13 protein-coding genes are annotated in these 15,028 nt (G+C 62.0%); 9 read left to right on the forward strand and 4 right to left on the reverse strand.

Going from position 1 to position 15,028, the window contains the following annotated elements:
* Positions 1-24: 24 nt before the first annotated feature.
* Positions 25-1,419, reverse strand: a complete 1,395-nt coding sequence (gltX, locus tag FH061_RS06845; protein ID WP_151634324.1) for a glutamate--tRNA ligase — start codon at positions 1,417-1,419, stop codon at positions 25-27.
* A gap of 207 nt (positions 1,420-1,626) precedes the next feature.
* Here gltX and metG point away from each other — a divergent pair, with 207 nt between their 5' ends.
* The 6 genes from metG to FH061_RS06875 all read left to right on the forward strand — a co-directional run bounded on the left by metG (position 1,627) and on the right by FH061_RS06875 (position 7,307).
* Positions 1,627-3,684 (forward strand): methionine--tRNA ligase, encoded by a 2,058-nt coding sequence (gene metG / locus FH061_RS06850; RefSeq protein WP_151634326.1) that lies wholly within the window; start codon positions 1,627-1,629, stop codon positions 3,682-3,684.
* Between the two features lie 46 nt (positions 3,685-3,730).
* Positions 3,731-4,210, forward strand: coding sequence for a GNAT family N-acetyltransferase (locus FH061_RS06855; RefSeq protein ID WP_151634328.1), 480 nt, complete (start codon positions 3,731-3,733; stop codon positions 4,208-4,210).
* A gap of 175 nt (positions 4,211-4,385) precedes the next feature.
* Entirely contained in the window at positions 4,386-4,583 is a 198-nt protein-coding gene (locus tag FH061_RS06860) for a DUF3460 family protein (RefSeq protein WP_151634329.1), read from the forward strand.
* The gene (locus tag FH061_RS06865) at positions 4,583-5,461 is read left to right on the forward strand and encodes a segregation and condensation protein A (protein ID WP_151634331.1); all 879 of its coding nucleotides are present in this window, start codon (positions 4,583-4,585) and stop codon (positions 5,459-5,461) included. The genes FH061_RS06860 and FH061_RS06865 overlap by 1 nt, the downstream gene beginning before the upstream one ends.
* A 99-nt stretch (positions 5,462-5,560) precedes the next feature.
* A complete protein-coding gene (panC, locus tag FH061_RS06870; protein WP_151634333.1) occupies positions 5,561-6,400 on the forward strand; it encodes a pantoate--beta-alanine ligase in 840 nt (279 codons plus the stop codon).
* 19 nt (positions 6,401-6,419) lie between these two features.
* Positions 6,420-7,307, forward strand: coding sequence for a cobalamin-binding protein (locus tag FH061_RS06875; protein WP_151634335.1), 888 nt, complete (start codon positions 6,420-6,422; stop codon positions 7,305-7,307).
* Positions 7,308-7,657: 350 nt separating this feature from the next.
* Here the strand turns inward: FH061_RS06875 and FH061_RS06880 are convergent, their stop codons facing one another.
* Positions 7,658-8,182, reverse strand: a complete 525-nt coding sequence (locus FH061_RS06880) for a DinB family protein (RefSeq protein WP_151634336.1) — start codon at positions 8,180-8,182, stop codon at positions 7,658-7,660.
* Between the two features lie 36 nt (positions 8,183-8,218).
* Entirely contained in the window at positions 8,219-8,824 is a 606-nt protein-coding gene (locus FH061_RS06885; RefSeq protein ID WP_151634338.1) for a ParA family protein, read from the reverse strand.
* Between the two features lie 149 nt (positions 8,825-8,973).
* On the opposite strand from FH061_RS06885, the gene FH061_RS06890 reads away from it, so the two are divergent.
* The 3 genes from FH061_RS06890 to FH061_RS06900 are packed head-to-tail and all read left to right on the forward strand — an operon-like array spanning position 8,974 to position 13,896.
* Positions 8,974-10,329, forward strand: a complete 1,356-nt coding sequence (locus FH061_RS06890) for a hypothetical protein (protein WP_151634340.1) — start codon at positions 8,974-8,976, stop codon at positions 10,327-10,329.
* Entirely contained in the window at positions 10,322-11,062 is a 741-nt protein-coding gene (locus FH061_RS06895) for a hypothetical protein (protein WP_225984515.1), read from the forward strand. Before FH061_RS06890 ends, FH061_RS06895 begins: the two co-directional genes overlap by 8 nt.
* A gap of 14 nt (positions 11,063-11,076) precedes the next feature.
* Complete coding sequence (locus FH061_RS06900) at positions 11,077-13,896, forward strand: ATP-binding protein (protein ID WP_151634342.1); 2,820 nt, start codon at positions 11,077-11,079, stop codon at positions 13,894-13,896.
* A gap of 446 nt (positions 13,897-14,342) precedes the next feature.
* Here the strand turns inward: FH061_RS06900 and FH061_RS06905 are convergent, their stop codons facing one another.
* On the reverse strand, positions 14,343-14,969 hold the full coding sequence (locus FH061_RS06905) for a glutathione S-transferase family protein (protein ID WP_151634344.1): 627 nt from the start codon (positions 14,967-14,969) through the stop codon (positions 14,343-14,345).
* Positions 14,970-15,028: the final 59 nt, after the last annotated feature.

The raw sequence follows: 15,028 nt of genomic DNA on the forward strand, positions 1-15,028 counted from the left end.
AGTCCTTTCGCGAATTTTGTAAAATCAGCCAATAAATTTCTGCAGACGCGAAAGCACAGTCTCGCGGCCGAACAATTCAAGTACGGCATCGATGGCCGGCGTCTGCAACTGACCGGTAATGATCAGACGCAAAGGCATTGCCAGCTGCGGCATCTTCAGCTTGTGAGCCGCAAGCACTTCCTTCATTGCGGCCGCAATTGCCGCCTTGTTCCAGTCAATGGTCTTGCACTGCTCGGCGAACTGGGCCAGCACGGGTTTCACCGCGTCGGTGACATGCTGCTCCACCAGCGCCGCATCCGGCTGCGGCTCCCGATAAAAGAGCATGGCGGCATCGGCGATTTCATTGATCGTATTGGCGCGTTCCTTCATCAATGCGATGACGGACTGCAAGGGCGGGCTGCCTTCGAAACGGGCGCCTTCCCTCTCGAGCACGGGGCGCACCAGCCCTTCGAGGCGGGCATTGTCCGCCTGCTTGATATAGTGGTTGTTCAGCCATGCCAGCTTTTCCGGATTGAATTGGGCGGGAGACTTGGACAGATGGTCGAGGTCGAACCATTCCCGGAATTGCTCCATTGAAAAGATTTCATCGTCGCCGTGACTCCAGCCGAGGCGGGCAAGATAGTTCAGCATCGCCTCGGGCAGATAACCTTGCGCCGGATACTCCATTACGCTCACTGCGCCGTGACGCTTGGAAAGCTTTTCGCCGTCGGCGCCGAGAATCATCGGCACATGTCCGTATTCAGGCAGGGGAGCACCCAGCGCGCGCAGGATATTGATCTGGCGCGGCGTGTTGTTGACATGGTCGTCGCCGCGGATGACGTGGGTGATCTTCATGTCCCAGTCGTCGATGGCGACGCAGAAGTTGTAGGTCGGCGTGCCGTCGGGACGGGCGATCACGAGATCATCGAGTTCGCGATTGGAAATGGTGATCTGTCCCTTGACGACATCATTCCAGGTGACGTCGCCGTCCAGCGGATTCTTGAAGCGCACCACCGGCTTGCGGCCTTCCGGAATGGCGGGCAGGGTCTTGCCGGGCTCCGGGCGCCAGGTGCCGTCATAGCGCGGCTTTTCACCGATCGCCCGCTGGCGTTCGCGCATCGCCTCCACCTCCTCCGGCGTGCAGTAGCAATGGTAGGCGGTTCCGGCCTCCAGCATCTGCGCCACCACCTCGCGATAGCGGTCCATGCGCTTCATCTGATAGAACGGACCTTCATCATGATGCAGGCCGAGCCAGTTCATGCCGTCCAGGATGGCCTGCACGGCCTCCGGCGTAGAACGCTCGAGATCGGTATCCTCGATGCGCAGGATGAAGGTGCCGCCGAAGTGGCGGGCATAGGCCCAGGAAAACAGCGCGGTGCGCGCGCCGCCGAGGTGAAGATAGCCGGTCGGGCTGGGGGCAAAACGGGTGCGGACGGTCATGGCAAATAAAAACGGCCTTGGGTCGCCAAAGCCGTGATGGATGAAAGATGCGCTATTTTACCTTGTCGACAACGGGCTTCCAAACCGGCGCCTTTGCCGGCCGGTCGACGGCCGAACGACGGCGCGGGACACGCCATCGGTCATCGGACTGCGGCAAGCGCCTCCGCACTGCTAGAATGGCAGTTTTACTTAGATAAGCATTGCCAAATGAGCACCACACCGTCCCGCAAGCTGTTTGTCACCACTGCCCTGCCGTATGCCAATGGCGCGTTTCACATCGGCCACATCATGGAATATATCCAGGCCGACATCTGGGTAAGGTTTCAGCGCATGCAAGGCAACGAGGTGCATTTCGTCGGCGCCGACGACGCGCATGGCGCGCCGATCATGATCGCCGCGGAGAAGGCCGGCATCACTGCGCAGGAGTTTGTTGCCAACATCGCGGCCGGCCGCAAGCAATACCTCGACGGTTTCCACATCGGCTTTGACAACTGGCATTCCACCGACGCCAAGGAAAACCACGAGCTGTCGCAGGACATCTACCGCCGCCTGCGCGATGATGCCAGGCTGATCACCACCAAGACCATCGAGCAGTTCTTCGATCCGGTCAAGAACATGTTCCTGCCGGACCGCTACATCAAGGGCGAATGCCCGAAGTGCGGCGCCAAGGACCAGTACGGCGACTCCTGCGAGGTATGCAGCGCCGTCTACGCGCCGACCGACCTGAAGAATCCCTATTCCACGCTGTCCGGCGCCACGCCGGTCTTGAAGTCGTCCGAGCATTATTTCTTCCAGCTGTCGGATCCGAAATGCGTGAATTTCCTGCGCGAATGGACCCAGGAACCAAACCGCCTGCAGCCCGAGGTCATCAACAAGGCCAAGGAATGGCTGGAAGGCGAGGAAGGACTGGGCGACTGGGACATCAGCCGAGACGCCCCCTACTTCGGCATCGAAATCCCGGATGCGCCGGGCAAGTATTTCTATGTCTGGCTGGATGCGCCGGTCGGTTATCTTGCGTCGCTGAAAAACTATTTCGACAAGACCGGCCGCGATTATGCTGCCTTCATGAATGATCCGACGACCGAGCAATATCACTTCATCGGCAAGGACATCATCTACTTCCACACCCTGTTCTGGCCGGCAATGCTGAAGTTTTCCGGATTGAAGGTGCCGACCAATGTGTTCGTGCACGGATTCATTACCGTCAGCGGCGAGAAGATGTCGAAGTCGCGCGGCACCGGCATTTCTCCGCTGCGCTATCTCGACATCGGCATGAATCCCGAGTGGCTGCGCTATTACATTGCGGCCAAGCTCAATGCCAAGGTGGAAGACGTCGATTTCAATCCGGATGACTTCGTTGCCCGCGTCAACTCCGACCTGATCGGCAAGTACGTCAACATCGCCAGCCGTGCCGCCGGCTTCATCACCAAGCGTTTCGGCGGCGAACTCAGTCCGCAAATCACCTGGGGTCCGCGCTTCGCGGTTGAGGAACCGGCGATTCGCGAAGCCTTCGAGGCCCGCGAATACGGCAAGGCGATCCGCCTCGTCATGGCACTGGCGGACGAGGTGAACCAGTACGTCGACACCAAGAAACCGTGGGAGCTGGCGAAGGATCCCGCCAACAACCAGGAACTGCAGGAAGTCTGCAGCAACCTGCTGCGGGCTTTCTTCAACCTGTCCATCTATCTGGCGCCGATCCTGCCGGCGCTGGCCCGCAAGGTCGCCACGCTGTTCGGCATCGAGCGCGAACTGACCTGGGCCGACCTGCAGAACAGCCCGTCCGCGATCGGCACATTTGAACATTTGATGCAGCGTGTCGATCCAAAGATGCTGGATGCCCTGTTCGACATGCCGGCACCGGCCGCCGCCGCTCCCGCCGATGCGAAGGCCGCCGATGATGGCGCCGGAATCGAAGACATTGCGCCGGAGATCAAGATCGACGACTTTGCCAAGATCGACCTGCGCATTGCCAAAATCGTCAATTGCGAGCATGTGGACGGGTCGGACAAGCTGCTGCGCCTGACCCTGGATGTCGGCGAAGGGCGCATGCGCAATGTGTTTTCGGGTATCAAGTCCTCTTACAAACCGGAAGATCTGGTAGGAAAACTGACTGTCATGGTGGCCAATCTTGCACCGAGAAAAATGAAATTCGGCATATCGGAAGGCATGGTGCTCGCCGCTTCCTCGGCGGATGAGAAGGCCAACCCGGGCATTTATGTCCTGAATCCGTGGCCTGGCGCCGAGCCTGGCATGCGGGTACGCTGAGTCGAGCCGGCCAGATGGAGCCCCACTTCCTTTAATCACTACTGCTATGAACGTTGTTGTTCGTGAAGCAACGCTGGATGATGCGCAACTGATCGCCGAACTGACACGCGCGGCGTGGGCAGGCAAGGTCGCCGTCACCTCCAGCGGACACCGGGAAACCGCCGTGCGCGTACGTCAGGATCTGCAGCATGGCGGCGCCTTCATTCTCCTCAGGGAAGACCAGCCGATCGGGTCGGTGCGCTGGCTTCCTCTGGAAGGCGAGCCGGATGTCTGGGAAATCCGCCGCATGGGCGTGCTGCCGCAGTTCCGCGGCGAACACCTGTCGCAGCATTTGCTGGAAGCGGTCATCCATGAGGCGCAGGCCGCCGACGTGACGGAACTCAGGCTGGGCGTGCGGGCCGACCAGGAGCGGCTGCTGGACCTGTACGCGGCATTCGGCTTCGAGCTCGCACCCGAGCTCGAATACAGCAATGCCAATCCGCTCGAACCGGCGCCGACCGTCATGCGCTGCCTGCTCGGGCATTGAATCCTGTTCTCCGTCTTCCTTGCGGAATGCGGCGGCATTGCCAGATTGATATTGAATCGATACCGGCGCGCGCGTTTCATTCCGGTTTCATTCTGCACAAACCCTTGTTGAAACAAAGGTTTTGCATGGAAGACAGGTTAGAATAGCGCCAGCTTTTATCTTGCTATCAAAGACCATGAAATTCTCGCAATACGAATCCGAATTCACCAAATTCCTCAAAGAGCTGAAACAGAAGGATCCTGAGCTGGAACAGAAGCAGCGCGCCGGCCGCGCCATCTTCTGGGACGAATCGCCCATCGATCTCGATGCCCGCAAGCGCGCCGAGGAATCCCGCGTCAAGCAGCAGCCTTACGTCTATCAATCCAAGTCCTGATGTCGACGCAGCAGGACGCGCTGCTGGCGCATTTGCCGACCGACGCCCCGGAGCGCGCGCTCGCCGGGCAGCCGGACTCGACACCCGATGTCATCGACGGCATGGCATACGCGAAACTGTACGGCGAACCGCTGTTCAAGCTGCCGTCGGATCTGTACATCCCGCCCGATGCGCTGGAGGTGTTCCTGGAGGCATTCCAGGGCCCTCTCGACCTGCTGCTCTACCTCATCCGCAAGCAGAACTTCAATATCCTCGACATTCCCATGGCGCAAGTCACGCGCCAGTATCTGGAATATGTCGACCAGATCCGTGCCCGCAATCTTGAGCTTGCCGCGGAATACCTGCTGATGGCGGCCATGCTCATCGAGATCAAGTCGCGCATGCTGCTGCCGGTCAGAAAGGCTGACACCGGCGAGGAAGCCGAAGATCCGCGCGCCGAACTGGTACGGCGCCTGCTTGAATACGAGCAGATCAAGCTGGCCGCCCAGCAGCTCGATGCCCTCCCCCAGCTCGGCCGGGATTATGTGCGGGCGCAGATCCATATCGAACAGAGCGTCGTCACCCGCTGGCCGGAAGTGAACATGCCCGAGCTGCAGGCGGTTTGGGCCGACATCCTCAAGCGAGCCAAGCTGACGGCGCACCATACCATCAGCCGCGAAGAGTTGTCCGTCCGGGAGCACATGACAAGCATCCTGCGACGCCTGCAATCGGCCAGATTCGTGGAATTTGCGGATCTCTTCGATCCTTCGCGGGGGGTGCCGGTGGTGGTGGTCAACTTTATCGCGCTGCTCGAACTGGCCAAGGAAACCCTGATTGAAATCACCCAAGCCGAAGCCTTTGCGCCAATCTATGTTCGACTGGCCTATTCGCCGAGCTGATTCCTTTCAAGCGAACCGAACCGCCGATGCCAGCCTGCCGGACGCATGTGGCCGGCTGCGCGATTCGATGCAATCCATTTCTAGTTCATCCGGAAAATCATGAAAATCATTTCCTCCATCGACGAACTGCGTGATCAGATGCGCGGGCAATTGCGGACCGCGTTCGTGCCGACCATGGGCAATCTGCATGAAGGACACCTGTCCCTGATGCGCCTGGCGCGCAAGCACGGCGATCCGGTCGTCGCTTCCATCTTCGTCAACCGCTTGCAGTTCGGTCCGAACGAGGATTTCGACAAGTATCCGCGCACCTTCCAGGCCGACGTCGAGAAGCTGGAAAAGGAAGGCGTGTATGTGCTGTTTGCGCCGACCGAGAAGGACTTGTATCCCGAGCCGCAGGAATATCGCGTGCGCCCGCCCGATGATCTCGGCAATATCCTGGAAGGCGAATTCCGCCCCGGATTCTTCACCGGCGTGACCACGGTCGTCCTCAAGCTGTTCTCCTGCGTCCAGCCGCGCGTGGCCGTATTCGGCAAGAAGGATTACCAGCAGCTGATGATCGTTCGCAACATGGCAAAGCAGTTCGCGCTGCCGACGGAAATCATCGCCGCCGAGACCTACCGTGCCGAAGACGGCCTTGCCCTGTCGTCGCGCAACGGCTACCTGTCGCCGGAAGAACGCGCCGAGGCGCCGAAGCTGTATCAGCTGCTCAATGATGTGGCCAACGAAGTGCGCTCCGGACACCTGGATATTTTCGAGCTCGAGCGCAATGCGATGGCCAGGCTTGCCGAGCGTGGCTGGAAACCGGATTACATTTCCATCCGCAAGCGCGCCGACTTGCAGCCGCCCTCCGCCGGCGACCTCGCCAAGGGCGAGCAGCTGGTCGTGGTCGCCGCGGCGAAACTCGGCACCACTCGACTGATCGACAACCTCGAGATCTGAGATACGGCGGCAGGCACCCATGCGCGCGGTCGTCCTGCTGCACTTCCTGCTGACTGCCTGCCTGCTGCCGGCATCGTGCCTGGCATCGGTGTCGGTGCGCGACGATACTGGCCATGCCGTGACGCTCGCCGCCCCGGCGCGCCGCATCGTCAGCCTCGCCCCGCACACCACCGAGATGCTGTTTGCCGCCGGGGCGGGACCGTACGTCGTCGGCGTCACGGAATTCAGCGACCATCCGGCCCAGGCAAAGGCCATTCCCTCGGTCGGCAGCGGCGTATCCCTTGATCTGGAACGCATCCTGCAGAGGAAGCCGGACCTGATCGTCGGCTGGAACAACGGCCATGCGGCGGCGCAGCTCGCCAAACTGCGGTCGCTCGGCATCCCGGTATTCAGGAGCGAGCCCTACGAGTTCGAGACCATCGCATCCTCTCTCGAACGGCTGGCGCTGCTTGCCGCCACCGAACCGACCGGCCGCAAGGCGGCAGCCCAATTTCGCGAGCGCCTTGAACAGTTGAAGGAAACATACCGGCAGCGCCGCAGGCTGAACGTGTTCTACCAGATATGGCGCACGCCGCTCATGACCCTGGGCGGACCGCATCTCGTGTCAGCCGCGCTGCGCGTCTGCGGCGCCGAAAACGTGTTCGGCGAACTGCGGCAGCTGGCGCCGACCGTGACGGTTGAAGCGGTGCTCAAGGCAAATCCCGACGTGATCATTGCCAGCGGCGGCGAACAGGAAGATGTGCTCGCCGGCTGGAAGCGGTTTGCGGGCTTGAAAGCGGTGAGGGACAATCACCTGCTGCTGATTGACGGCGAATTGCTGAACCGCTCGGGACCGCGCATTCTCGATGGCGTCGACATGCTATGCCGGGAGCTCGACGTGATAAGAACGCGGTTCCGCACGCGCTGACGGCCGCTTCATGCCCAAGTCCAATCAGCCCGGCCGGGACAAGGGCGGCTAGAGCGCTTACGTCCTGACCAGACCGACAATTCGAAAGATTTGCCAGCGGCACAGCGTTGTGCGGGGACGCCGAGCATGCCATGTCGCGTCACCACGCCTTTTCCATGGTCCGGCTACAGCGGTGCCAACCAAGCGTTGGCAAAACCTTGCCTCCGTCCATGGACAAATCTTCTCGGCCTCGTCCAGTCGCAAGGCCGGCGATGTTCGATGTTATTAGAAATCCAATTCCTTACCGTTTTTTAACTTGGCTTCATGGCGCACACGCTGTTTGTCAGCAGCCTTCCTGATGACGCGGGCGCTCAGGAACCGGGACCGCTTGCCGGCATGAATGCCAGATCGGTCGAACCGGGGTCGATGCCGAATTGCGCCAGGAGGGTCGTGGCCTGCCCGCGGTGATGGGTCTGATGATTGAAGAAATGGGCCACCAGCAGCCAGGCAGGTTTGGTTCGGGTGGTCTGGGTAAGGCCGCTGTACCAGCTGAAATCCGCAGCCAGCCATTCCATGGCCAAGCTATCGGCCCACCTGGCGATATCCTCGTCGAGCGACGCCCGGGCTGTCTTCAGGCGATCCCAGTCCTCGTGCAGCAATGTGCCGACCGGGACTTTCGGATACGGTTTTTCGAGCGGCGTGCCGTGGACGAAACGTCCGAGCCACATGAAATCCGCCCACAGCAGATGGTTCAGCGTACCGTGCAGGGACTTGAAAAACGCGCCGCGGTCCGACTTGCGCTGTTCATCGCTCAGGCGGTCGCCGCTGGCATACAGCTTGCCGTTCATCCAGCGGTTGTAACCCGCCATGGTGCGGGCATAATCCGGCGTGATCATGTTTTCCTGCTCCCTTATGCGCGTTAAGCGTTCACATCATGATGCCCATTTCACCAATGCCTGCCATTGCTCCATATCGCGTTCCACCCGCGACGGAGTGACATCCCAAAGACTTGCGCCGTGCGCGGCCAGTTGCACGTAATTCTGCGTATCGCGCAGATAGCCCAGCACTGGCAGGCCGAGCTGCCCGGCGTAATGCATCAGCTGATCGAATGCCCGGGTACGGACGTTGACGCGCATGCCGACCACGCCGACCCGGGCCTTGCCGCGATGCCCCGCCAGCCACTGCAGGAAAGTCTGGGTTGCCAGAATGTCAAACATGGAAGCTTGCAGCGGAATCACGACCCGGTCGGCGATGCGCATGACTTCGTGTAGCCGGTCGCCGGCCAGACCCGCCGGCGTATCGAGCACCACATGGGTGGTGCCCTTCGGCGGCCGCGCCGCATGGCCATCGATCTCCCAGGGCAGGATAGGCGGCAGGCCGCCCGGCCGCAAGGACAGCCAGGCGCGCGAGCTCTGCTGGGCATCGATATCGCCCAGCATGACCTTGTGCCCCTGCTTGGCGAAATAACCGGCGAGATTGGTGGCAATCGTGCTCTTTCCCACGCCGCCCTTGGGATTGACGATGGCGATGACTGGCATATTTCCCCCTGTTCCTGTGCATGCCAACGGCCTGACGTTCCTGGCCGACAATATTGTTGCAAGGATAGCATGCGGCTTTTTCACACTGTTACAGTCGGGAACTCCTTTCCGTTTCTGCCCGGCACCGCGGCTGCCTTAAAATACCGCCCATGCAGATTTCTTCATCAATTGCGGCCGCGCAGCCGGACGAAGGGGCGCAGCCCTCCCTTCAAGCGTATTTCAAGCCAGACATTTCTCCGGACGACATCGAGCAGGTTCACCGCCTGAGGGGGGCGCAGCCGCTGCTGCAGGGTTTCACCGCCCTGTTCTACGGCGGCGCGGACGGCATCCTGATTCGCCTGCTGGTCCTGCATGAACTGGCTTCCGATCCGAATGCCTCCACCCTGACCCGCGCCGACATCAATGCCAAGCTGGGCTATCTTGAAGCGGAAAGCCTGGAAACGGTGCTCTATCGCCTGCGCTCCCACCAGCTGCTGAACTGGGATGCCGGGCAAGGCGTCTACCGCGTCACGCCGCTGGCGCGCAATATACTGTCCGCCATCGACAGCCTGATCACGCTGGCGCAGGACGACGATGACGCCGAAATGGGTTTCCTGCTGTCGCAGGTCGCCGGATCGCAGGCGGTGGGCGGCGTTACGGTGGAACAGCTGCAGCATCTGCTCGGCCGCATGGTGGATCTGACCGAGGAATTCCGCGACGCCATCGCATCGGGCTCGGAATTCCGGCTGCGGGCCGCCCAGGAAAAATGGCATACCGCCTGCGACTGGGTGGAAAAGGGATCGCAGATCCTGCATGCGATCACCAACGATCCGGATGCCGACGCCGCCACCCATCGCGCGGCGCAGGCGATCGGCCGGGCTCAGAGCGCATTGCTCAACATGCAGGGCATGTTTTCCCGGGCGCTGAACCAGATCGAGCGCCAGCGCGTCCATCTCGGCCAGTCGGGCCTGTCGACCACCGACATCAAGACCTGGCTGATGAACCACGAGGATCTTGCCGGGCTGGCCAGCAATGCGGTTGCCATGCCGGTGACGCCGATGTTCATCACGCCGTCGGAAATGATCGACGTGGCCGAAGCCGAACTGTTCGCCGACAAGAACACCGCCCTGCCGGCCGCACTGCCGGCAGGCGAAAACGCCTCCATCGTCAGCAATGAAATACCGGCCATGCCGGTGGAACTCGATGCCTGGCTCAACCGCCTGAGCGCCTTTGCGGCTTCGGCCGCAAAGACCGCATCGGACGGCGGCTCTGCCGGCAGCAAGGTGCAGGACACCCTGCTGCCCGCCAGCTTCGCGGTCGCCTCCTATCGCGCTTCGCTGCTTCCGCTCCTGGGCGATGAAAGCGAAGCCTCGCTGCAGGGCGGCACCGCCACCATGGCCCGCCTGCCGCTGGAATTCGCGCCGCAGGACGGCATGGTGACACTGAAGGACCCGCATGTGGCGGCGATGTCGAACGCGACGCTCGCTCCGATATCGGACAACAAACCGGAAACACAGCATGACTGATGACGCACAAATCCTGATCGCGCAGCTGATGACGCACCAGACCCTGTCGCGCGAAAACAAGCTGGTCAAGCGCGCGCTGACCGATGAAGCCTTTCGCCTGGATATCGACAACCGGCTGGCCGCCTGCGGCCTGAAGTTTCTCGACAATGTCTATGCCGACAATGTCACGCTGGCGCTGGCGCGCGAGATCGAGCCGAAGATCTTCGGCTCGCGCGAAGTCTGGCAGAACAACAACATGGGCCTGGCGCGCGACGGCGTCGCCCTGCTGGTGGTGCTGTGGGCGATGATCATCCTGCCCAAGCGCGAGCGCCAGGAAGCGCATCAGCATGCGCTCGAAGACCAGGACGACATGTTCGGCAAGGACAAGCCGCTGCCGCGCGCGGAAGAGGCGTCGATGGGCATTTCTTACAAGGCCCTGCTCGCCGACTTCGGCGACAAGCTCGGCAGGAAAACCCGCATGGACATCAACCTCGGCCAGCTCAACAAGCTCGGCTTCATCGAGCGGCGCGGCGACATGATCCTGGAAGGGCCGCTGCTCGACCTGATGATGGATACCGATACGCTGCGCGACCGCATCATCAACGGCGCCCTTGCCGACATCTTCCATCGTCCCGCGCCGAAGGAAGCCGCGATCATTCCCTTTCCGCAGGCCGATGCGCATATCGACGCTCAGGCCGACGCTCAGGCTTCCGCCCACACCGACACGCAGGGCGAGACGCTCCCGGAACACTAAGCCACAGGATTCGCATGTTTCATATCAAATCGCTGGAGATGGTCCATTGGGACTACTGGCAACGCGTCAAGAACATTCCGCTGGATGCGAAGATCATCACCATCGCCGGCCAGAACGGTTCCGGCAAGACCACCCTGCTCGACGCCCTGCGCACCCTGTTCGGCCTCGACTGCTCGATGGGCCGCTCGTACAAGCACTATGCCCGCCATGCCGGCCAGCAGACGTCATGGCTGCGCGCCGTGGTGGACAACCGCGCCACCGGCCGCCAGCTGTCGAACCGGCCCTTCCGCGCCTCCGGATTTTTCAGCGAGGACGAGGTCACGCTGTTCTGCCAGATCCAGAAGAATGGCGGCGACTGGAAGCGCCAGTACCTGATGCGCGCCGGCGTGGTCGAGATCGAGGAAGTGCAGGAGGCGAACGACTGGCTCGGGCTGGAAAACTACCGCAAGCGCCTCGCCAATGCCGGCCTGTCGCCGGCGATGGCCAAGGTGCTGGCACTGGAACAGGGCGAGACCGACAAGCTGTGCGAATACGCGCCGCGCCAACTGCTCGACCTGGTGTTCCAGGTGTTCGGCGACAAGGAAGTGCTCGACGCCTATGACGAGGCCAAGCGCCATCAGCGCGATACCGAGACCGAACTGCAGCGCTTCGAGACCGAACTCGAATCGGCCCAGACCAACCAGGAGAGGCTGCGCCTGCGCGCCGCCAATTATCACCAGTGGGAAGGCTTGAACAAGGAGCAGCGCGACCTCCAGGAGGAAGTGCTGCCGACGCTGCAGTATCACGAGATCCGCGAAAAAGCCGGCGCCGCGAGCAACGCCTTGCGCGAAGCGCGCCGGTCGCTGGCCGCGCAGGACGGGCAGCTTGCCGACAGGCGCAATGAGCTCGCCGACCGTGCTTCGGCATTGAGCGCGGCGCACCAGCACGAAGCCGCGCTGGACGAGGAAAAATCCTTGCTGGAAAAGCGCCTGGGCGACATCAACGGCAAGCTCAAGCCGCTGGAAAGCCTGCTGGAACAGAAGGCACGTCTGCAGAAGCTGGCCGCCGACGCCGGCGCCGACATCGCCGATGTGGCCGCCGAACTCGAACAGAAGGAAAGCGAGTACATGCGCCAGCGGCAGGCGCGCGACGCGCTGGCGGCCCGCATTGCCGCCGACCGCTCGGCGATCGCCGCGCTGGAAAGCAAGACCGGCCTGCCCGACCCGGAGAACGTGCGCTCCATGCGCCGCGCATTGAACGAGGCCGGCATCGCGCACAGCATGCTGCCCGATATCGTCGAAGTCACCGACCCGCGCTGGCAGGGCGCGGTGGAAGGCATGCTGCGCGGCTATACCTCGGTAATCCTGCTGGAGCACGCACGCGATGCATCGGCCGCCTATCGCATCGGCGAGAAGGAGCGTTTCGGCCACTTCATCGTGCCGGACCGCGTCACTGCGCCGGAAGTCAAGGACAAGAGCCTGCTCGCGGTGGTGCGCTTCACCTCCAAGGCGCCGGCCTGGCTGATCGAACAGCTCGGCCGCGTGACGCGGGTCGATTCCGCCGAAGCCGGCATGAAACTGTCGGGCAGCGAGGAATGGATCACGCCCGAGGCCTATCACCGCGAACGACGCGGCGGACGCTCGGTATTCGTCGAAGCGTCGCGCTACCGCTTCGGCCAGGCCGGCCGCGCGCAGCGCATCGCGGCCCTGCAGCAGTCGCTGCCGAAGCTGGAAGCCCAGGAAGACCAGCTTACCCTCGCGATCAACAAGCTGGCCGGCGAAGTCAGCGCGCTGAAGGCACGCATCGCCGGCGTCGATGCGGCCAAGGAACTGGTGGCGCGGCAGGCGGAATTCGATGAAGCCGGTCACGGCGCGGCGCCGCTGAAGGCGGCGCGCACCGAGGTCGGCACTCGGCTGGGAGAACTCTTCCCGCTGACGAAGAAGGCCACCGAGGACCGCACGCTGGCCGACAATGCCTGGCAGAACGCCAGGCGGGCGCTGGCCGACGGCGAATCCCATCTGCGGCTGGCGCAAAAGCGCCACCAGGAAGAGCGTGCCGCGCAGGCGAAGGCGCTTACCGAGATCCGCAGGAACTGGCGCCACCTGCCTCATGCGTGGCGGCGTCCGGCGCGCCGTGCCGAACTCGTGGCGATCCATCAGAACGCCCACCAGGTACATCTGCGCATCAGCCATCTCGCCAGCGATCTTGCGCGGGAGGACTGGGAAACCGATTCCACCGTGGTCGACCAGCATGTGCGCCTGACCGCGCTGCTGCAAGGGCGGCAGGCGGAAACCGAGGAGCGCCGCTACCAGAACAACCGCGCGATCGAAGCGACCACCAATGCGCGCGGGGCCTACATCGACCGGCTGCGCTATACGATCAAGACCTACAGCCGCAACATCAAGGAGCTGGGCGAGCTGGCCAACATCGAGGTGCATACCGATCCGGTGCGGCTGGAGAATGACGACGTACAGCTGGCTCAGGCTGGTCTGCAGGTGCGCTTCAAGTTCGACGGCAAGGGACCGATCGGCCTGAACGACGGCGAGGCTTCGGGCGGCCAGCAGGTGATGAAGTCGCTGATCCTGCTGATCGGACTGCTGAAGTCGGATGACGGGTCGGGCGGCTTCGTGTTCATCGACGAGCCCTTTGCTCACCTCGATATCCGCAACATCCAGCTGGTCGGCGAATTCTTGAAGAATACCGATGCGCAGTATCTGATGACGACGCCGTTGACCCACAATACGGATGTGTATGATCCGTCGGAGCTGACGCTGATTACCAGCAAGAAGAAGAAGGAGTCGCACTGGGCGCAGCCGATTTTCGTGCTGCAGCGGCGGGCTTCGAGAGCGGCTTAGCCGGATCTCTGGTAGTGCAGGCCTCCGTGCCTGCACAAGGGCTCTTGTTCGGAGAAGATTCTTATTGCTTGCTCTCTCCGTGGATGCTTGTTTTGCCGGGTCTGGCCCCGGCGGGCCACCTCCTTTTTTGCTTCGCCAAAAAAGGAGGCAAAAAAGGCGACACCCCTACCGTCGCCCCTGCGGGGTTCCCAAAAGAGCGGACGGCATAGCGGGAAGCGCAGAAACCCGCCTGCGACTCGGACATCTGCGCTTCTTTATCCGCTATGCTGTCCGCTCTTTTAGCGTCGGTAGAGGGGAAAATTCAACAGCCTCTGTGCGCTGACGACGTTAAGCCATATGCTTTCCATCGCCGGAACAAGCTCTCCACATCCAGGTAGTGCAGGCCTCCGCGCCTGCACCGACACCGGCGGTCCGAAGAATGTGCAGCGAGAAGCCCTTCCCTGCCTTCACGCGCTGTCGGCCTTCATATGCTCTTCATTGATCCGGTGCACGCTCTGAAACGACGGGCGTGCCGACAGCCGATGGAAATACGCTTCGAGCGCCGGACGCTTTTCTATGCTGCCGAACATCATGCCCCAGCCGACCGATGAACCGAAATAGACATCGGCCGCAGTGAACTGGTCGCCGCAAATGTAGGGCCCCGCTTCAACCGCCTTTTCCAGCGCGTTCATGGTGTCGGCATAGCATCCGAAGCCGACGGTGCTGCTGCGGCCTTCCGGCACTTGCCAGTTGAATGCCCGGCAGGTGGATGCCATTTCCAGCGGACCGGCGGCGAAGAACATCCAGCGGTAATAGGACGCACGCGCCGGACTGGCTGGCGCCGGTGCAAGATTTTTCTCGGGAAAGACGTCCGCAAGGTAGGCGCAGATGGCGGGCGTCTCCGTCACGATTACTTCGCCATGTTTTATCGCCGGCACCTTGCCCATGGGATTGATGGCAAGGTAGTCGCCGCTCTTCATTCGCGGCCCGTATTCCAGCCACACGGTTTCGTAAGGAATACCGAGCTCTTCCAGCATCCAGTGCGCGATGCGGCCTCGGGATTGGGGGTTCGTGTACAGCACCAGGTCAGTCATGAACTTGCCTCCATGCAGGGTTGCGGGACGCGGCTCGCTATGCGCACTATGCGGCAAGC

Source organism: Noviherbaspirillum aerium (assembly GCF_008929045.1).
Taxonomy (GTDB): Bacteria; Pseudomonadota; Gammaproteobacteria; order Burkholderiales; family Burkholderiaceae_D; genus Noviherbaspirillum; species Noviherbaspirillum aerium.

Coding starts and splice junctions, on each gene's coding strand:
- gltX (WP_151634324.1), bottom strand. CDS start 1,419: ATGACCGTCCGCACCCGTTTTGCCCCCAGCCCGACCGGCTATCTTCAC.
- metG (WP_151634326.1), top strand. CDS start 1,627: ATGAGCACCACACCGTCCCGCAAGCTGTTTGTCACCACTGCCCTGCCG.
- FH061_RS06855 (WP_151634328.1), top strand. CDS start 3,731: ATGAACGTTGTTGTTCGTGAAGCAACGCTGGATGATGCGCAACTGATC.
- FH061_RS06860 (WP_151634329.1), top strand. CDS start 4,386: ATGAAATTCTCGCAATACGAATCCGAATTCACCAAATTCCTCAAAGAG.
- FH061_RS06865 (WP_151634331.1), top strand. CDS start 4,583: ATGTCGACGCAGCAGGACGCGCTGCTGGCGCATTTGCCGACCGACGCC.
- panC (WP_151634333.1), top strand. CDS start 5,561: ATGAAAATCATTTCCTCCATCGACGAACTGCGTGATCAGATGCGCGGG.
- FH061_RS06875 (WP_151634335.1), top strand. CDS start 6,420: ATGCGCGCGGTCGTCCTGCTGCACTTCCTGCTGACTGCCTGCCTGCTG.
- FH061_RS06880 (WP_151634336.1), bottom strand. CDS start 8,182: ATGATCACGCCGGATTATGCCCGCACCATGGCGGGTTACAACCGCTGG.
- FH061_RS06885 (WP_151634338.1), bottom strand. CDS start 8,824: ATGCCAGTCATCGCCATCGTCAATCCCAAGGGCGGCGTGGGAAAGAGC.
- FH061_RS06890 (WP_151634340.1), top strand. CDS start 8,974: ATGCAGATTTCTTCATCAATTGCGGCCGCGCAGCCGGACGAAGGGGCG.
- FH061_RS06895 (WP_225984515.1), top strand. CDS start 10,322: ATGACTGATGACGCACAAATCCTGATCGCGCAGCTGATGACGCACCAG.
- FH061_RS06900 (WP_151634342.1), top strand. CDS start 11,077: ATGTTTCATATCAAATCGCTGGAGATGGTCCATTGGGACTACTGGCAA.
- FH061_RS06905 (WP_151634344.1), bottom strand. CDS start 14,969: ATGACTGACCTGGTGCTGTACACGAACCCCCAATCCCGAGGCCGCATC.